The sequence below is a fragment of the Streptomyces sp. NPDC127197 genome (assembly GCF_042672405.1).
In the GTDB taxonomy this organism is placed as follows: Bacteria; Actinomycetota; Actinomycetes; order Streptomycetales; family Streptomycetaceae; genus Streptomyces; species Streptomyces flavusporus.
Genome location: NZ_JBHXVG010000030.1, coordinates 44,994 through 62,723 on the forward strand (window position 1 = coordinate 44,994; position 17,730 = coordinate 62,723).

14 protein-coding genes and 3 pseudogenes are annotated in these 17,730 nt (G+C 68.5%); 8 read left to right on the forward strand and 9 right to left on the reverse strand.

The features are described 5' to 3' along the window. Positions 1 to 159 precede the first annotated feature (159 nt). From ACFVJQ_RS34080 to ACFVJQ_RS34110, 7 genes and pseudogenes are all read left to right on the forward strand, one after another. Positions 160 to 558 carry a hypothetical protein gene (locus ACFVJQ_RS34080; protein WP_385789480.1) on the forward strand — a complete coding sequence of 133 codons (399 nt, stop codon included), beginning with the start codon at positions 160 to 162 and terminating at the stop codon, positions 556 to 558. A gap of 840 nt (positions 559 to 1,398) precedes the next feature. Beyond that, positions 1,399 to 1,710, forward strand: coding sequence for a hypothetical protein (locus ACFVJQ_RS34085; RefSeq protein ID WP_385789482.1), 312 nt, complete (start codon positions 1,399 to 1,401; stop codon positions 1,708 to 1,710). Between the two features lie 602 nt (positions 1,711 to 2,312). Next, positions 2,313 to 3,749 carry a Gfo/Idh/MocA family protein gene (locus tag ACFVJQ_RS34090; RefSeq protein WP_385789484.1) on the forward strand — a complete coding sequence of 479 codons (1,437 nt, stop codon included), beginning with the start codon at positions 2,313 to 2,315 and terminating at the stop codon, positions 3,747 to 3,749. A 387-nt stretch (positions 3,750 to 4,136) separates the two neighbouring features. Beyond that, a pseudogene (locus ACFVJQ_RS34095) lies at positions 4,137 to 4,353 on the forward strand (hypothetical protein); the annotation flags it as partial. 248 nt (positions 4,354 to 4,601) lie between these two features. Next, complete coding sequence (locus tag ACFVJQ_RS34100) at positions 4,602 to 5,954, forward strand: M28 family peptidase (RefSeq protein ID WP_385789486.1); 1,353 nt, start codon at positions 4,602 to 4,604, stop codon at positions 5,952 to 5,954. Between the two features lie 653 nt (positions 5,955 to 6,607). Beyond that, positions 6,608 to 7,120, forward strand: coding sequence for a lamin tail domain-containing protein (locus ACFVJQ_RS34105; RefSeq protein WP_385514684.1), 513 nt, complete (start codon positions 6,608 to 6,610; stop codon positions 7,118 to 7,120). 77 nt (positions 7,121 to 7,197) lie between these two features. Next, positions 7,198 to 7,359 (forward strand): annotated as a pseudogene (locus tag ACFVJQ_RS34110) (IS5/IS1182 family transposase); the annotation flags it as partial. Between the two features lie 129 nt (positions 7,360 to 7,488). Here ACFVJQ_RS34110 and ACFVJQ_RS34115 read toward each other — a convergent pair. From ACFVJQ_RS34115 to ACFVJQ_RS34125, 3 genes and pseudogenes are all read right to left on the reverse strand, one after another. Beyond that, positions 7,489 to 8,061 (reverse strand): dihydrofolate reductase family protein, encoded by a 573-nt coding sequence (locus tag ACFVJQ_RS34115; RefSeq protein ID WP_385514639.1) that lies wholly within the window; start codon positions 8,059 to 8,061, stop codon positions 7,489 to 7,491. A gap of 203 nt (positions 8,062 to 8,264) precedes the next feature. After that, positions 8,265 to 8,911 (reverse strand): annotated as a pseudogene (locus ACFVJQ_RS34120) (transposase); the annotation flags it as partial. Positions 8,912 to 9,031: 120 nt separating this feature from the next. Then, positions 9,032 to 9,319, reverse strand: coding sequence for a hypothetical protein (locus ACFVJQ_RS34125; protein ID WP_385789488.1), 288 nt, complete (start codon positions 9,317 to 9,319; stop codon positions 9,032 to 9,034). Between the two features lie 54 nt (positions 9,320 to 9,373). Here ACFVJQ_RS34125 and ACFVJQ_RS34130 point away from each other — a divergent pair, with 54 nt between their 5' ends. Then, positions 9,374 to 10,105: a MerR family transcriptional regulator gene (locus tag ACFVJQ_RS34130; RefSeq protein ID WP_385789490.1), complete on the forward strand. Its 732-nt coding sequence runs from the start codon at positions 9,374 to 9,376 to the stop codon at positions 10,103 to 10,105. 651 nt (positions 10,106 to 10,756) lie between these two features. On the opposite strand, the gene ligA is transcribed toward ACFVJQ_RS34130, so the two are convergent. The 6 genes from ligA to ACFVJQ_RS34160 form a co-directional block, all read right to left on the reverse strand. Beyond that, complete coding sequence (ligA, locus tag ACFVJQ_RS34135; protein WP_385514636.1) at positions 10,757 to 12,859, reverse strand: NAD-dependent DNA ligase LigA; 2,103 nt, start codon at positions 12,857 to 12,859, stop codon at positions 10,757 to 10,759. A gap of 609 nt (positions 12,860 to 13,468) precedes the next feature. Beyond that, a complete protein-coding gene (locus tag ACFVJQ_RS34140) occupies positions 13,469 to 14,530 on the reverse strand; it encodes a hypothetical protein (protein ID WP_385789492.1) in 1,062 nt (353 codons plus the stop codon). Between the two features lie 50 nt (positions 14,531 to 14,580). Further along, complete coding sequence (locus tag ACFVJQ_RS34145) at positions 14,581 to 15,027, reverse strand: hypothetical protein (protein WP_385789494.1); 447 nt, start codon at positions 15,025 to 15,027, stop codon at positions 14,581 to 14,583. A gap of 184 nt (positions 15,028 to 15,211) precedes the next feature. Further along, on the reverse strand, positions 15,212 to 15,760 hold the full coding sequence (locus ACFVJQ_RS34150) for a hypothetical protein (RefSeq protein WP_385789496.1): 549 nt from the start codon (positions 15,758 to 15,760) through the stop codon (positions 15,212 to 15,214). Between the two features lie 23 nt (positions 15,761 to 15,783). Continuing rightward, a complete protein-coding gene (locus ACFVJQ_RS34155; RefSeq protein WP_385789498.1) occupies positions 15,784 to 16,458 on the reverse strand; it encodes a hypothetical protein in 675 nt (224 codons plus the stop codon). Positions 16,459 to 16,477: 19 nt separating this feature from the next. After that, positions 16,478 to 17,722 carry an IS256 family transposase gene (locus ACFVJQ_RS34160; RefSeq protein WP_385789500.1) on the reverse strand — a complete coding sequence of 415 codons (1,245 nt, stop codon included), beginning with the start codon at positions 17,720 to 17,722 and terminating at the stop codon, positions 16,478 to 16,480. Positions 17,723 to 17,730 lie beyond the last annotated feature (8 nt).

A 17,730-nucleotide genomic window follows, 5' to 3' on the forward strand; every position in this document is an offset into this window, starting at 1 on the left:
GGGCATTGACAGCGGCCGTGGCGGGGTGTTCCCGCGCTGCATCGACCGCCGTCGCGGGCAGGGCATGGACGCCAACGCACTTATCGGTTGTTCAACCGGGTCGCCAGCCGACTCGGACGGACCCGGCGCAGGTCGCGGCCATGGCCGCGAACTTCTGAGATGCCCAGGCAGCCGTCACAATCCTTGGACTGGAGCGCACCACACAGCGGCTACGGCCGCCGGATACCTCACCGAGGAAGCGGCACGAGTCGTAGCCGCCAATGCAGCGACAAGGGGCCCTCCGGGAACGGCTCCCGGCGGGCACGGACAGCGACGAACGCTGTCGACTGGCCCGAAACCGCCCGCGAAAACGTGGGCATGCTGCACCTGTACGCCAGCCACCACCCACACGATCCCCGGCTGGCCCAGCTGGTCGGCGAACTGTCCGTCAGCGACCGGGACTGCCGCCGGTGGTGGGCGGACCACGACGTGTACCAGCCACAGCACGGCTCCAAGCGCTACCACCACCCCCTGGTCGGGGACCTCACCCTCGGCTTCGAAGCGTCTCTGCTCAGTTAAGCAATCCCATGCAGGGCGTAGTGCCTGGCGTGGGTTCTGCCCACCGTGGAGGGGAAGCATGGGCGTGCAGGTGGAATCCCGCGCCCAGTGCTGCCCCTCGCGGCCTGTGCGGCTGGTGGGTGTGCTTGACCGACGTGTTCACGCCCTGGTGCCGGTGGGTTGCGCGGGGCAACCGCCTCCGGTCCGTGTGAGCGTGTCTCTCCGGACGCTGACCTGCCCGTCCTTGCGGATGGCTGGGGGAGGGTGTCCTGCGTCGCCTGGGCGCGGGGCGTGTTGTACGACGCCGGGTGGGGCCGGTCTTCGACCGGTCTTTCCGGCTGGTTTTGGTGGTCAGGGTGACCACGGCGCGGGTTTCGAGTTTATCGACGACCTTGCGGATCACCATCGTGCCGCTGGCGCGGTCGGCAACCGTCTCGGTCTGGTGGGTGAGGCCACGGGCTGCGATACGCCGCCACGCGCCGGCGTCGCGGTCGCCCTGATACCGGTAGTCGAGGTTCGGGCAGATCGCCCACTTCCAGCCCGGGACGGTGGGACGGTCAGGGGCCTTGCGGCGCCGGAGTGGGGTGAGGCTTGCGGGCAGTGCTTGGAGGTGTTGCGGGCGGGTACCGTCGCCACGGCGATACCCACCTCGGCCGCGAGATGCCGTATGCGGTCCACGATCTGCCCGCGCACGGCCTGGGACAGGCGCGTGTTCATGGTGCGGCCCATCCCGCGGGCCTCCAATGACCGCAGGTCTTCGACATAGATCACGCTCGCCCCGGCGGCAACAGCTTGATCGACGGTCCAACGGGCCGCGGACCACGCCAACGCGTCGTTGAGATTCGACCTGCGGGCCGAGACGTGAGCGATCTCGTCTCGCAGCACCTGGTGTTTCACGGTCAGGGCTTGATCCTCGGCGCCGCCGATGAGCCGCTCGTACTGGTCAGCCTTCGCATGCAGCCACTCATCGTGCCGGCGGAGCCGGTGCTGCCTGGCGAGCACACCAGCAGCACGGAACATGCCCCCGGAACCGCGGGAGACCCCGACCAGACGCTCGTTCTGTACACAGTCGAACCCGGATCACCGTCGGAACACACCCTGCACATGCCAGCCAGCTGGACCGCCGACAACACCCACACCCAGCCCGAAGAGGCCGCCGAGAACGAGCACTGACATCGCTCTCAACCCGCCTGCGGTCGGGTGTGTTTCGTCAGAGGCCGCCATGAAACCAGGACTCGCAGTTCGCCAGGCCGGCGCGCCGTGCAGGGACACTGCGGGTCCGACTACCTTGTCAACTCCCTTTGCGCTCGGAGCGCTTCGCTGCGTTTTGGCCGTCCTGTCCCGACTGGCGGCGCTTCTTCCGCTGGACCGTTCCTGCTCGTTGCTGACCTGCGTGGTGTTCACGCTCGCGGCGATCCGCGATCCGCGATCCGCGATCCGCGATCCGCGATCCGCGATCCGCGATCGGCGGCCGCGGGTCCTCGGGCCTTGCCGTCGTGGGTGTGTGGGAAGGGCTCGGTGCGTTGGTGACGTGCGTGGCGCTGGCGTTACGAGAGGCAGCGCAAACCGGCCCCTGCGAGACCGGCGCCCCGACCGGCGAGGAACCTTCGGGGAAGTCGCCGGGCGGTCGAACTGCTGGCGGGCCTGCTGGGCTTGATGCTCATTTCTGCTCGCAACGCCGTGTTTTCGAGCAGCTATTGACGTCCTGCCCTCCGGTCGACAAAGTCATGCGGCAACAAGAGCAGCCGGCCACACACAAGGGAGCGTTCAGCGCCATGGATGAAACCCCTGCTGTCTCACGCCGTACTCTCATGGGCGGGGCTCTGGCCTCCGGTGCCGTCGTCGCAGGTCTTGGCACCGCGGCCTCCGCCACGCCGGCCACCGCCCCGATCACCGATGCCGCTCCGGCCCGCCGCCGCGGCCAGAAGTCAATGATCAACGTGCCCTTCGACGAGTACCGGACGGTCCGCGTCGCACTGATCGGCCTCGGCAACCGAGGCCACGGCATGGCCTCGGGATGGGCTGCCGTTCCGGGCTGCACCGTGACGGCCGTGTGCGACATCCGCGCCGACCGCGCGACAAGAACCGCCGACAAACTGGTCGTCGAGGGCCGGCCCCGCCCGGCCGAGTACGGCGGCTCCGCCGACGCCTACGAACGCATGCTGCGCCGCGAGGACATCGACCTCGTCTACGTGGCCACCCCCTGGGAGTTCCACTACGAGCAGGGCCGCGCCGCCCTGCTGTCCGGCAGGCACGCCATCGTCGAACTGCCCATCGCCACCGAACTGCACGAGCTGTGGGACCTCGTCGGCACCAGCGAGCGAACCCGCAGACACCTGTTCCTGTCCGAGAACTGCAGCTACGGACGCAACGAGCTGGCGATGCTCAAGATGGCCCACGACGGCCTCTTCGGCGACGTCACCGACGGCCACGGCGGCTACCTGCACGACCTGCGCGAGCTGCTGTTCTCCGACACGTACTACACCGACGCCTGGCGGCGGTTGTGGCACACCCGCAGTACCGCGTCGTTCTACCCCATGCACGGGCTCGCCCCGATCGCAGCAGCCATGGACATCAACCGCGGCGACCGTATGACGACGCTGCGGGCCACCGCCACCGAGCCCAGAGGCCTGGCCGACTACCGCGAGCGGTTCATCCCGCGATCCCATCCCAGCTGGAAGGAGACCTACATCAACGGTGATTTGATCACCTGCCTGATCGACACCGCCCAGGGCCGCGTGATCCGCGCCGAGCACGAGGTCAGCTCGCCCCGCCCCTACAGCCGTATCAACTCACTCGCCGGCAGTCGCGGCATCTTCGAGGACTACGCGGGTGTGACCTCCGCGAGCGGAGGCCGCGTGTACCTCGAGCCCGATCACAGCGGCCACACCTGGCGGCCGTTCGACACCTACCTCAAGGAGTTCGACCACTGGCTCTGGCAGAAGATCGGTGACGACGCGGCCAACAACGGCGGACACGGCGGAATGGACTACGTCCTGCAGTGGCGCACCGTCCAGCAGATGCGCGCCGGGCTCGTCCCCGACATGGACGTCTACGACGCCGCCGTCTGGTGCTCGCCGATCCCGCTCAGCGTCAAGTCCCTTGCGGCGCAAGGCCGTCCGGTCGCCGTTCCCGACTTCACCCGCGGCTCCTGGGTCAACCGCCGCACGGGCCTCGACTCCCGTCCCAGCGAGATGCCGCCAGTCACCTGACCCTTGGCCCCAACCGGTGGCAGGGGGCTGCGGGCGGCCATGAAAGCCGCGGGGCAGTCGCGGCGTTCGCGAGCCGGACACCGATCGACTGCCCCGCTTGGCAGCGGGCCGGCAGCCGCCGAACCGCACCTGGGTGACCGACTTCAGGCACGTGGCGGCCTGGGCGGGCGTCGTCTATGGGGCGTTCGTCGTGGACACCTTCTCCCGCCGCATCGTCTGCTGGTCCGCCTCGATGTCGTGTCGAAGGGACCCAACTCGTTCTGGCCGCACTGGACATGGGGTTGGGGCAGCGCGACCGCGAAGGCCGCCCACCTGTCCCCGGCGAGCTCGTTCCACTCGGATGCGGGTTCGCAACCTGGACTCAACTGGTCGTCGCAACGCCTGGTCATGGAGGTGTTGCGTGGGAAGACCACCGGGGTGGATGACAGGTTGACGGGGCGTCCGGCGATGCGTTCGCCCGAGGCGGCCTCCGATCCGTCGGGACGTGGAGCGGGCGTTCTGGGTGAAGATTGCCGAGGGGCTGACCAGCGAGGACGCGGTGATCGCGTGCGGCGTGCCGGGTCCGGTCGGTTCACGGTGGTTCCGCGAGCGTGGCGGCATGCCATCGGCCGAGATCCCGGAGGTGCGTATCCCTGCGTTCTCCGCCCCGTCCCGTCGCCTCGCTCCATCGCCGCGGGTTCCGGTTCCCGGTCCAGGTGTCCGCTGAGCGGACGGCCGTGACCGGATATAACCCTTGACGGGATGCCAACACCTGACTGAACATCAGGCGCACACAGCACCCGCACAGCTCTGGCACCACCGATCCAGGCATCGCTCGACTCCCCACATCGACGAGAAAGTGCGGCTCCCCACATGACGCATCCGAGAACCAGCCTGCCCAGGACCACCTCCAGACGTATGGCCGCCGTGGCCCTCGTAGCCGCGGCGGGTCTGCTCGCCGCCTCGCCGGCCTCCTCGGCCACGCCCGACCGGACCGGGGCGGCCGCCGCCGGCGCCGGGACCCTGGCGGCACCCGACATCCCGATCAGCAACGTCAAGGCGCACCTCACGCAGTTCCAGTCCATCGCCACCGCCAACGGCGGCAACCGGGCTCACGGCCGCACCGGCTACAAGGCCTCGATCGACTACGTGAAGGCCAAACTCGACGCGGCCGGCTTCACCACCACCGTCCAGCAGTTCGCCTACTCCGGCAGCACCGGGTACAACCTGATCGCCGACTGGCCCGGCGGGGACCCGAACCAGGTCCTGATGGCCGGCGCGCACCTCGACTCGGTCTCCTCCGGCGCCGGGATCAACGACAACGGATCCGGCTCCGCGGCCGTACTCGAGACGGCCCTCGCCGTCTCCCGCGCCCAGCTCCAGCCGACGAAGCACCTGCGGTTCGCCTGGTGGGGCGCCGAGGAACTGGGACTGGTCGGCAGCAGGTACTACGTGAACAACCTGACGGCCGGCGACCGCGCCAGAGTCTCGGGGTACATCAACCTCGACATGGTCGGCTCCCCGAACCCGGGTTACTTCGTCTACGACGACGATCCGGCGATCGAGAAGGTCTTCAAGGACTGGTACGCGGGCATCGGCGTACCGACCGAGATAGAGACGGAAGGCGACGGCCGCTCCGACCATGCGTCCTTCAAGAACGTCGGCATACCGGTCGGCGGCCTGTTCACCGGCGCCAGTCGTACGAAGACGGCGGCGCAGGCCGCCAAATGGGGCGGCACCTCCGGCCAGGCGTTCGACCGGTGCTACCACTCCTCCTGCGACACGAGCACGAACATCAGCGACACCGCGCTCGACCGCAACAGCGACGCTCTCGCCCACGCGATCTGGACGCTGGGGACGACGGAGCCGCTGCCGCCCGGCGAGTCGTACGAGAACACCGCCGACGTCGCCATCCCGGACAACGCGGCTGCGGTGACCTCGGCCCTCACCGTCTCCGGCCGCACGGGAAACGCGCCGGCGGCGCTCCGGGTCGGGGTGGACATCAAGCACACCTGGCGCGGTGACCTGATCGTCGACCTGCTGGCGCCGGATGGCACGGCCTATCGGATGAAGAACTCCAGCAGCTCGGACTCCGCGGACAACGTCATCACCGCATACACCGTCGACGCGTCCACCGAGACGGCGAACGGAACCTGGCGGTTGCGCGTGCAGGACGTCGCCTCGCAGGACACGGGCTACATCGACAGCTGGAAGCTGACCTTCTGACCGATCGGTTGCCGAGGCCGAGCCACGTCCGAAATGCCTTGTCGAACACGTGGGCGACGTTGCGGTTTGATCGGCATTGTCGCGTACAGCACGTGATCAGTCGGCGCGTACGTGTGATCGAAGGCACCCCAGGGGGCTGAGCATCGCCTCGAGTTGAGTGTGGCTGGCCCTCAGATCCTCCCGCCCAGACGAACTCCCCGGGAAGGGGGGGCCGCATCGGGCGCGCCGGATGCTACGGGGCGGCCTCGGCGTTCACCTGAGCCACCCACGCTCCGGGCGGTGCCTGTGGTTCTGTTACGCACTTTCGGGTGCGGGGGCGGAGGGGTGCCGGTTGGTGTGCCGGGGTGCGGTGGCGGGTTTGGTCAGTGCCTGCAGCGGGTTGCGGGTCGGCGGGCCATCAACTCTAAGCATTTGCTACATAAATGGACATTGAAGGCGAGAGTAACGGTAATGTGGGCAACTCGTAACATGGTGCGCGTATCGCGTTCGTGTCCTGCAACTGCAGCCAGTGTGTGGGTGCGCGGCCAGCCGGCCGCCATCCGTACACCGCGCCATCACATCCGTTTCCAGCCCCGCTGACGGGCTGAAAAGCGGATCGGTGCCCGTCTCTGCAGGAGGCCTTCGTGTCTTCTTCCGTTGTGACCGCCCGTCACATGTCCGCCGCCGTCCTCGCGGCCGCCGCGGTCCTCGGCGCCGGGGCATTGCCGGCGTCGGCCGCCGACCACCCTCGCTCGGACCGTGGGAAGGTGGAGATCTCGGCGGTGCAGTACGACTCCCCGGGCCGTGACGACTGGTCCAACCGCTCGCTGAACAGGGAGTGGGTGGAGATCACCAACAACAGCCGCCGCGACGTCGACCTGGACGGCTGGACCCTTCAGGACGAGGACGGTTACACCTACGTCTTCGACGGCTACCGCCTCGAGGGCCGCTCGACGGTGCGTATCCACACCGGCGTCGGCCGCGACACCGAGGCGGACCTCTACCTGGACCGCCGCCGCGAGGTCTGGGACAACCGCTCCGAAACCGCGACCCTGCGCGATGACCGCGGCCGCTTCGTGGACGACTACGCGTGGGGCGACGACCGCGACCGTCGCCGCGGCGGCAGCCACCAAGGCCGTCACCACCATGGCGGCGACCACCGCGGCGACGGCCACCACCGTCGATAGGGCGGCGGGCAGCTGACACCCGTGGTGTAGGCGACGGGGCAGACCGCACGATGCGGTCTGCCCCGTCACTGCTTGCCCGAGCCCGGCCAGACATGCTCTTGGCCGGCAAGGCGTACTCGTCGCGCGCCATCCGCGTGCACCTGGGTAAGCGCGGTATCCGCGCGGTGATCCCTGACCCTGCGGATCAGCGCCGCCGCCGACTGCGTCGAGGCAGCCATGGCGGCAGGCCACCCGCTTTCCACGTCTGGCCGGCTCCACATCGCGGGCATCTTCCTCTGGTCCGTGCGGTGATACAGCGCCCGCCGAGCAGGTCCTTGCGACGAGTGCCACGTCCGGCGACCGAGGGCACGGCGAGTGCGGGAGACTTGTCAGCGGACGACGTCGAAGACGTTCTTCTGCAGACCGTTGGCGTAGACCTCGTGCTCGACGAGCTCCAGCTTCTGGGTGTCCTTGTCCGTGGCGCTGAAGAGCCGCTTGCCCGCCCCGAGCAGGAGCGGGAAGACGATCAGGTGGTAACGGTCGATCAGGCCGGCGTCCGAAAGGGCCTGGTTCAGGCAGGCGCTGCCGTGGACGATGATCGGGCCGCCCTCGGTCTCCTTCAACGCGGCGACGTCGTCGAGCGAGCGCAGGATCGTCGTCTCGCCCCAGTCCGACACCAGGTTGTCCTCGGTGAGGGTGGTGGAGACGACGTACTTGGGCATCACCTTGTAGTCGGCGAAGTCCTCCATGCCGGGCCATACCGGGCTGAACGCCTCGTAGCTGACCCGGCCCATCAGCATCGCGGTGGCTTCCTTCTGCTCCCGGCCCTTGATGTCGAATGCCTCGGGGAGGAACTCGACGTCCTTGAAGGTCCACCCGGCGTTCCGGTAACCGGGCTCGCCGCCCGGGGCCTCCACGACGCCGTCGAGCGAGATGAAAGCGGTGCTGATCAGGGTACGCATCTAAGGTTCCTCGGTGTCTCGTGTCCGGTTCTCAGCAGGTTCGGCCGGTGCACGCTTCGACCACACTCGCGGCTGCAGCGCACCAACCATGATCTCTGACTGCGGAACACGGAAAAACTCATCGGCCGTCGCCGGTCCCTCTCGGCGGCCTCAGCCATCCGGATCATCTCGGGGGAGCCGCACACGTGCCCGACTGCGGGGACCTACCAGCAGCGCAACAGTGACGAGCGGTGCATGATGCCACATCGGGCAATGCTCGCCCTGTCGAGGATGGCGCGTAGGCGCCGGTCGTCGGCGTGGCGGTTTCGCCAGATGATGTAGCGGCGGATCATGCTGCCCTGTTCCTTGTGGTCGGCGTGGTCGGTGCCGTCAAGGGTGAAGTAGCGCAGGGCGGTGAACTGGGCCTCGATCCGGTTGAGTCAGGAGCTGTTGGTGGGGTGTAGGCGATCTCGACGTTGTTCGCCGCCGCCCAGATGCCGACCCGCCGGCACCTCTTCGTGGTCAGGTGCGGGGAGAGGTTGTCACAGACGATCGCGATACGGCCCCCGGGCGGGTAGAGGCTGCGCAGGTAGCGGCAGAACTCCAGGAACTGGGTGCGCTTCTTGACCGGCTTGATGTGGCCGTAGAGCTTGTCCCGGGTCAGATCGAGGGCGGCGAACAGGTGGCGTACGCCGCCGTAGCCGTTGTAAGTCGCTCGCTGTCGATGACGGGGTTCGCGGTCGAGGCCCTTGTGCTTGCCGCCGCGTTCGGCCCACTGCCGACCCGGGTGATGCACCAGGTTAAGCGGCCCGAACTCATCCATGCAGAAAATGACTTCGGGCTCACCGTCCTCGGGTACGACCTCCCCGTCGTCTGTCTCGCGCACGCGCACCAGTTCGGCCATGCCGAACACTCTGGGCCGAGCACGCCAGCCGTGAGCCGAACCCGATGGCCCTGGCCTGGAACGCTGCTGCAGCGGCCGGCCGGATCCTCAATCCCGATGCCCGTCGGTCGGTGCCTTCAGCAGCCGATCCAGCTCCTTCCCGGCCTCGTCATACCCGGCGTCGGAGATCCGTTGCAGCTCGTGCAGGTCGCCGGTCGCGGCCGCGCGTCGAGTGAGCAGGAGCCCGGCGTGCATGGATCCATCGTCCAACAGCTGGCTCAGCTCCCCGAGGTCGCCGGCTGCGTCGGCGAGGTCGGCCAGCCGGTCCAAAGCCGTCTCATTGCCCTCATCGGCCAGCTCGCGCAGGGTCTCCCGATCGACATTCATGTTCGCCATGACGCCATGCTGCAACCCTGCCCCAGGGGAAGGGTCAAGTGGAAGGATCGCCGGGTGATCACCATCGGGCAGCTGGCCAAGTACGCCGGAGTGTCGATCAAGACCATCCGCGTCTATCACGGCAAGGAACTGCTCTCCGAGCCCGACCGCGATGCGTCCGGCTACCGCCGGTACGGCGCGAACGCCGTCATCGACCTGATCAAGATCCGGACACTCGCCGAAGCCGGCGTCCCCCTGGCCCGTATCCGTGACCTGAGATCAGCGACCGACGAAGAGTTCCAGCAGGCGCTGCACGAGATCGACGACGAGCTCACCGCCCGCATCCGTGGCCTGCAGGCAACGCGAGGGCGCCTGCGCCAGCTCGCCGCCGGGCAGCTGGCACCGCTGCCCACTGAGGTCGGTACCCATATGGAGCACCTGGCCCGCTGGGGATTCACGCCTCGATGGGTGGACCTGCAACGCGACCTGTGGATCCTCGTGTTCGCCACCCACCCAGACCGCGCGATCACCCTGTTTCACGACCAAGCCGAGACCCTGGTCGACCCGGCGCTACGGCAGCTCTTCCTCGACTACGACCACGCGCACGACCTTGACGCCGACGATCCCCGCATCGACGACCTCGCCCGCCGGATCGCCGAGGCACATCGGGAACGCTACGGACCCGACGAACTGCCCGGGCTGGATGCAGCCTTCGAGATCCCTGCCCTCATCCAGGGCACGGTCAACGCCTCGTCCCCGGCATGGCAGCGACTCGACACGCTCATTCGCGCACAACTGGACGCGTGACTCGACATGTATGGACGCACGGTCCCGACTGCGTGCGGAAACCAGTCAGCGCGCCACGAACTGCAGGGCAAACGTTGCTTGATGTGGCAATAACCCGCCCCAACCGGTGGCACGGCATCTTGATGCAGTCGGACTCGCGGCCCTGACCGCAGCCGGCATCCCTGGAGCTCAAGGCGTCGCTGGTGGCGTGGGTCGAATGTGAAGCTGAGGCGTTGGGCAGGCTTCGGCGGGGGCAGCAGGTAATCACCTTCCGGTTGCTGCCCGCTGGGGGCCACCGGCAGGAATCGGTCCCGTCGGCGGAATAGCGATCGACGTAGGTACGGGCTGAGCTCTGCTCGACGGCGTCAGCGGTCACGTCAGTCTCCTCACCTGCAGCGTGCGGTGTTGCAGGACAGGAGTCCGGTTGTGCCCAGACTGGTTGCGGCCGCGGTCACGAGTCATGCCATCGGCGTCATCGGCCAGTCGGATCAGCAGCCCGAAAGCAAGGTCGTGGAAACCGCAGCGCCAGCGCCCGGCACCACGTCCGCGCACTGGGGGAGTTCCGAGTGAGGTGCCGGGCGAGCAGCGCACCCAGCACCTCACCGGGTCGTCGACTGCATGCGGCAGAGCAGGGTCCAGAAGGGAGCGACGACGTCAGACTGATGGCCCTCTTCAGGAGAGGTAGTCGGCGATGAGGGTGGCGAATTCGTCGGGGGTGGCCAGGCGGATGCCGAGGGTTTCGGCTTTGGTGCGTTTGGACCCGGCGCCTTCTCCTGCGACGACCAACGTGGTCTTCTTCGACACAGTGGAGGAGGAGCGGCCGCCGGCGTGTTCGATGAGCTCGTTCATCTGGTTGCGACTGAGCTGTTCCAGGGCGCCGGTCATGGCGCCGGTGACGACGACGGTCATGCCGGTCAGCGGCCCGCCGGCCTGCTCCGGGGCTTCTGCAGGTTCGGCTGCGTCTTCGGGGCCGGCCGTGGTGGGGGCCGGGGTGGCTCCGGGCTCGGCCATGTTGACGCCGGCTTCGGTGAGTTTGTCGATGAGCGGGGTAAGTTCGGCGAGTTCGGCGACGATGGACGAGGCCTTCTCCGTGCCGATGCCCTCGATCTGCTGCAAGGCGTCGGCGTCGGCGGCGCGGATGTGGTCCATGGTGGCGAAGTGGCGGGCGATGCGGCGGGACATGGACCGGCCTGTGCCGCGCACGCCGAGCGCGCACAGCACCCGCGACAGCGGCCGGCTCTTGGCCGTGGCGAGTGCGGTGAGGAGGTTGTCGGTGCTGGTCTCTCCCATCCGCTCCAGGCCAAGGAGCTGCTCGCGGGTGAGGGTGAACAAGTCGGCGAGATCGGCGACCAGGCCGGCCTCGACGAGTTGGACGACGCGGGTGTGGCCGAGGCCTTCGATGTCGAGCTGGTCGCGTCCGGCGGCGTAGGAAAGGGCGGCCACCAGGTGGCAGTTGCGGCCGTTCTCACAGCGCCAGCGCTGCTCGCTGGTGTCGATGCCGGAGCCGCACCGCGGGCACGCCTCGGGGAAGACGATGGGCTGTTCGTCGCCGGTGCGCAGCTGGGCGACGGGGGCTTCGACGCGGGGGATGACGTCGCCGGCGCGATAAACCATGACGTGGTCGTCCAGGCGGAGGTCGCGGCGGGTGATGTCGGCCGGGTTGTGGAGGGTGGCGTAAGTGATGGTGGAGCCGTCGATCTCAACAGGTTCCAAAACAGCCCGGGGGGCGATGATGCCGGTACGGCCGACGTTCCACTCCACCTCCAGCAGCCGGGTGATCTTCTCGACAGCGGGGAGTTTGTAGGCGATTGCCCAGCGCGGGGCACGCGAGCCCGATCCGGCGGCCTGCTGGTCGGCGGCCAAGTCGGCCTTGATGACGACCCCGTCGATGCCGAACGGCAACTGGCCGCGCCGCTCCGCGATCTCCTGCACCCGGGCCAGCACCTGCTCGGCCGTGTCAGCGGTGATGCCGGGCACGGCGGTGTCCGCGGTGGTGTTCACCCCCCACGCGGCGGCCTGCGCCATCAGGTCACTGTGCGGGCGCTCACCCAGCTGCGCGGCGAGTGCCGCCTCGGTGTCGGGCAGGGGCAGCAGCCCGTAGCCGAAGAACGTCATCGGCACCGTGTAGGCGCGGTCCTTAGCGCGCAGGGTGCCCGCCGCGGCGTTACGCGGGTTCGCGAACTGCTGCCCGCCGTGAGCGGTGCGCACCTCGTTGGCGTACTCGAACTGGACGGTGGTCATGAGGACTTCCCCGCGCACCTCCACGCTGACGGGTTCGGACAGCGTGGCCGGCAGACCCTGGATGGTGCCGATCGCGTGCGAGACGTCCTCCCCGGCCGTCCCGTCGCCGCGGGTGATCAGCCGCATCAGCCGGCCCCGGGTGTAGCGGGCGGCAATCGCGATTCCGTCGAGCTTCACCTCGACGCTGAACCGTTCCGCCTCGTGCCCGATTCGGCGCGCCAGCGAGGCCGTCCAGGCGACGAACTGCTCAGGCGTGAAGACGTTGTCCAGGCTCAGCATCGCCACGGTGTGGGGCACATCCCCCTCCGCCGCACCGCCGGCGACCTTCCCGGTCGGCGAGTCGGGCAGCACCTGGCCGGGATGTTCGGCCTCCCATGCTGCGATACCGCGGACCAGCCGGTCGTAGGTGTCGTCGTCCAGGGGTGAGGTGCCGCTGGCGTAGTAGGCGGCCGCGGCCTTCACCGCGTCCTCAACCGCCTGCGCGTAGGCGGCGGCATCCACGATCACTGCTACAGGTGTCGTCATGCCCGTCATCCTGCACGCCACCACTGACAACGCCCTGGCGCGCTTCGCCGCTGGAGGCCTGAGCGCTCACTAGACCGCGCCCCCCGGCGAGCCCGCTTCCAGACACCAGCCGCTCGGTGTCCCCAGATCTCCGGGCCCCTCGCCGTCTTCGGGCGGTGGGACGTTTGGTTTCACCCACATCTAGCCAGGATGCCCCGGCCTTCAGGCCGGGGAAGCGGCCGTACTCACCCAGTACCTCTGTGGTGCAGGCGCTCAGCGTGGTGATGCCCCGGCCTGTGAGCCACACGGCCAGCCGGCACCAGGTCCCGATCGTCTGACAGAGCACCTTGGGTGCCTGGCGTGAGCGCCACGTGGGATGGCGCTCACGCAGGAACACCGCGGGCAGTTCACCGTTGATCAAGGTCCAGGCGGCCAGTCGCATCTCCTCCCGGAACGTGTCGGGGAACGTAGGCCAGTGGATGGTGCTGTGCGTGACCCCCGGGTTGGCGTTCATGGGGATCAGTGGCCAGGCCGGAGCCGCGTAGCGCGCGATGGGACCGGTGTAGCCGTCGACGACCCGGTGGGCGGGGATGACGGGGTGTCGGGTCCGGGAAGGACACAGACAGGGGCTGGTGGCCGTCACGGGGCGAGGTCTCCGTTGAGCAGCAGGGCGATGAGTTCGCGGTCGGTGTTGGTCACGTCGGCCAGGGCGCGGGTCCACACCGCGGCGCCGAGCTGGCCCTTGAGGTGTTCCAGGCCGGCGTGCCCGTCCTCCCACTGGTTTTGCCACTGGTCCGGCTCGATGGCGGTGCGCAAGTTGTCGAGTGCGTGGTGTAGGTGGGCCAGGCGGCTGTGGTGTGCGGGGTGGATGCGGGCGTTGGGGCAGGCCAGGCACATCAGGAACGAGGCCGAGCAGCCTCCGCCGGGGCCGGGATAGGGGCTGTTATCGTAGTCATGGCAGTCGGCGGTGGCTGTCGGCTGATCGGCCGGATCGGCTCCCTCGCGCAGTTCGGCGGCGAACGCGGTTGCGTGGGCTTTGGTCACGACGGCTTCGGCTGCCTCGGCGATGACCGGGATCGCGGCCTGGCGGACCTGGGGATCGGCCAGCGCGTAGACGCGGTCGTGTGTGGCCTGGCTGTTCTGTCCGGGCACGCGCCGGTGCAGGGTGTTCACCGTCCGCCGCCCCCTGCGGAACGGCGAGGAGGAGAAGCCCTGTTGGGTCGCCCAGCTCTTGGCCGTACTGCCGGAGATACCGAACCCGAACACCCCGATGCCCGACTTCTTGCTGGTCTCGTCCTGCGGGTCCAGCGGGGCCTTGGCGGAGCGCCAGATCAGGAAGCGGTCCGTGCCGGGGCTCAGCGTGTGCACGGCCGCGCGGGCGAACACGGTGGCCTCCAGTGCCTGTGTGATGAGCCGCCCGGGGGAGGCGGCTCCGTCGTCGGTGAGGTTGCGGGTCTCGAAGTACCGGCCGGCGCCCCGCTTGTGCTTCTCTAGCTCGACCCGGTAGATCCGCGGGCCGTCGTTGCCGGCGTCCGGGGCCGCTTGCGGCACCTTGAACCGGTTGATCACCGACAGATTCCAGCCGTGCTCGGCCAGCAGCAGCACCCCCAGTGCGACCGTCTCCATCCGGGTCAAGAACAGCCGCTGCCACGTGTGCTCGGGCCGCTCCCCGCCCAGCACCCGCGCATAGCGGTCGAGCACCCGGCCGCGCTGGCGAACCCGGGTGTCGTGGGGAGCCTCACCGGTCCGTGTCAGACAGTCCAGCCCTCACCCAGCAGCCATGCCTCGCTGCCGCGAGTGAACGCCCCCGACCGCCATTGGGTGAGGTGGCGGGCGTTGTCCGTGATTCGTAGATGTGCGGCACGGAACATTCGCTGCGCCATGGTGACGATCGCGTCGAACTCGGCATCCTGGAAGGACACTTCCTTCGCCGTGGGTTGCAGGACGCGGCGGGCGAGCGCTTCTCGTGCCGCCGTGGACAGCCGCGGGTCGTCCAGCAACAGCCCCCGCACGGTGGTGATCTGGCGGTAGCCGAAGCGGGTGTTCGGCCGGCTAAGCCTCCACTGCTTCCAGAACCCGGCGGTCAGCTGGTCGAGGTCGGCAACCGGTGCGTCCAGCGTGGCCAGGTACGCGGTGAACGCCTGCACGGGGAGCCAGAAGTACCTGCTGCTGTGGTGCGAGGTCCACCGGCTCAGCACGCACCGCGCGGCGAACAGGAGGGCCAGCGACCGGCGCAGGGCATCCGCGACCGGCAGCGTACGGAAGTCGTAGACCGCGACGGCCCCGTTCGGTCTCGGTGTTCGACGACGAGGCCGTCACCCACCAGAACCGGTGGCCTGCGCACCGGCGTTGTCGGCATCGGCGCAGTGCGCCCGCGCCGGCTCATCCTGCCGCCCGCGGGGTGACCTGCAGCTTGGCTTCGATGTCCTGGATGCCCTCGGCCTCCCGCGCCAGACGCGCGAACACCTCATCCATCTCCCATGCCGGCCGTTCCCCTTCGCGGAACGGGGGTGCGGTGGTCAGCAGCGACCGCAGCTGAAGGTCGGCGACCGGGGCCAGATACCGTTCGCGGGTCGTCTCAAGGAATGCATGACCCAGCAGGTCCTGCACCATCCGCCACGGATCCCCGTAGAGCAGTCGATAGTCCCGCCGCTCCTGCGGGCTCAGACCGAACCGCTGGTCCATCAAGTGGTGCAGGATCACCAGCATGTGGGCGAAGCTGTGCCGGCAGGAATGCGGCGTCGCATACGGCGCCCGGCTGCGATGCGGGTCCAACCGACGCTCCGGCTCCGGATCCAGCAGCGCCCGGCACCGCCGGTTCGCCGCCGCGAAGATGTTGTTCCACGAATGCGGCTGGAACGGCAGCCCCATCTCGTTCAGCCACAGCCACAACGGCTCCGGCCCCTCCGGGCCTTCGGTGTACCACGTCATCCGTTCGCCCGTGGTAGCCTCCGTCAGTGCAATGCGGCCGGTGACGCCCTGGCGGTCGCACCAGTACACCGTCGGCTTCGGCCCCGGCTCACCCGGGTGACCAGCCGCATATTCCGCACGCCGTCGTACCGGCCCTGTGCCTGGGCCGTGCGAATGGCCTCGGGGCGCGAGGACTCGACGTAGCTCTCGATATCGCCCACCACATGAGCCTCGACATAGTAGGTACGGGCCTTCTTGGAACGAGTGACGGCCGCGGCGAGGCGCCCCGTGTAGTAACGGCTGCCCTCCAGGCGCAGTGACGGCACCTCGAACGTCAACAGCGAGGCGCCCTCCAGCCGCCGCATCCCCGAAGAGGTCAACAAGCGCACGAACGCAACGTTGCGGCCCTCCAGCCGACCCACCCATCCCTGCGCGGGCAGCCCGTCAGCGCTGTACCCGCGCAGCCCGACATTCATCCACAGCCGGAACATCCGAGGCGTCAACCAGTGGACATTGCTACCCCGGGTGTCCTTCGCCTTCCCGTCCGGCACCTCGACGACCTGCCCATGCTGGCCCACCACCCGATGCACCGGCACCGGATTGCGCGGAAGGAACTCGTTACCCGGCTTCGTCGCCCACGTGTACAAGTTCATCAGCGCGGCCAGCTCACGATTCCACTTGTTCCCGCCCACCCGCACTGGGTTTTCGGGCGAGGTCATGTCCCGCGGGGTGATGTAGTCACGGCAGCTGTTTCGGTTCCGGTTGTGGGGTGATCTGCGGTTCGGGTGTGGTCGGCTTGTCGGTGAACAGCTCTGCCATGGAGGCTTCCGACAGGTAGCGGCGGTCGAAGACCTGCCACTCGTCGTGGAGTTCGGCCAGGACCGCGGCAGCCAGCCGGTCCAGGGCGGCGGGGTTGGCAAACACCTGGACCACGTCGGCCCGCCGTTTGATCTCCCGGTTCAGCCGTTCCAGCGGGTTGGTGCTCCAGATCTTCTTCCAGTGCGCCGGCGGGAAGTCCGCGAACGCGGTGATGTCCGTAGCAGCGTCCAGCAGCATGGCCTTGACCTGGGGGAACTGTCGTCCGAGCATGTCGGCCACCACGTTCAGCTGGGTGCGCACCTGCTCGGCGGTGGTCTGCGCGAAGATGGTGCGGATGGTCGCTGCGACCATCTCCCCGGAGCCCTTTTCGATCACCGAGAAGACGTCTCGCACGAAGTGAACGCGGCACCTTTGCCAGGCCGCGCCGAGGAAGACGGTGCGGATCGCGGCCACCAGGCCGCTGTGGCTGTCGGAGATGACCAGCTGGACGTTCTCCAGACCGCCGGCCCGAAGCGAGCGCAGGAACTTGGTCCAGAACGGCTTCGATTCGCTGTCACCGACCATCAGCCCGAGGATCTCGCGGTGCCCGGTGGCGGAGATCCCGGTGGCGATGACCACCGCCTGGGACACGATCCGGTGGTTGACCCTCGCCTTGCAGTAGGTGGCGTCCAGGAACACGTAGGGGAAGACAGTGTGGTCCAACGGCCGCTCTTTGAACGCCTCCAGCTCGTGGTCGAGCTCGCCGCAGATCCGCGACACCTCCGACTTGGAGATCCCGCTGTCCGCACCGAGCGCTTTGACCAGGTCGTCCACACTGCGGGTGGACACCCCGTGCACGTATGCCTCCATCACCACGGCGAACAACGCCCGGTCGATGCGCCGTCGACGTTCCAGCAGGGAGGGGAAGAAGGAACCGCTCCGCACCTTCGGGATCTTCAGGTCCAGGTCGCCGGCCTGGGTGGTCAGCAGCCGCTCCCGGTGCCCGTTGCGCCAGGTCGTGCGCTTGTCGGAGTGCTCGCCCGGGGCGGCACCGATCACCTCGGTGGCCTCGGCCTCGATGAGCTCCTGCAGGATGCGCTCGCACGCCACCCTGATTGCCTCAACTCCGTCGGCCCGACGTAGTGACTCCAGCAGCCGCATCAGCTCAGACTGGGACAGGGCCATCGTGCGCT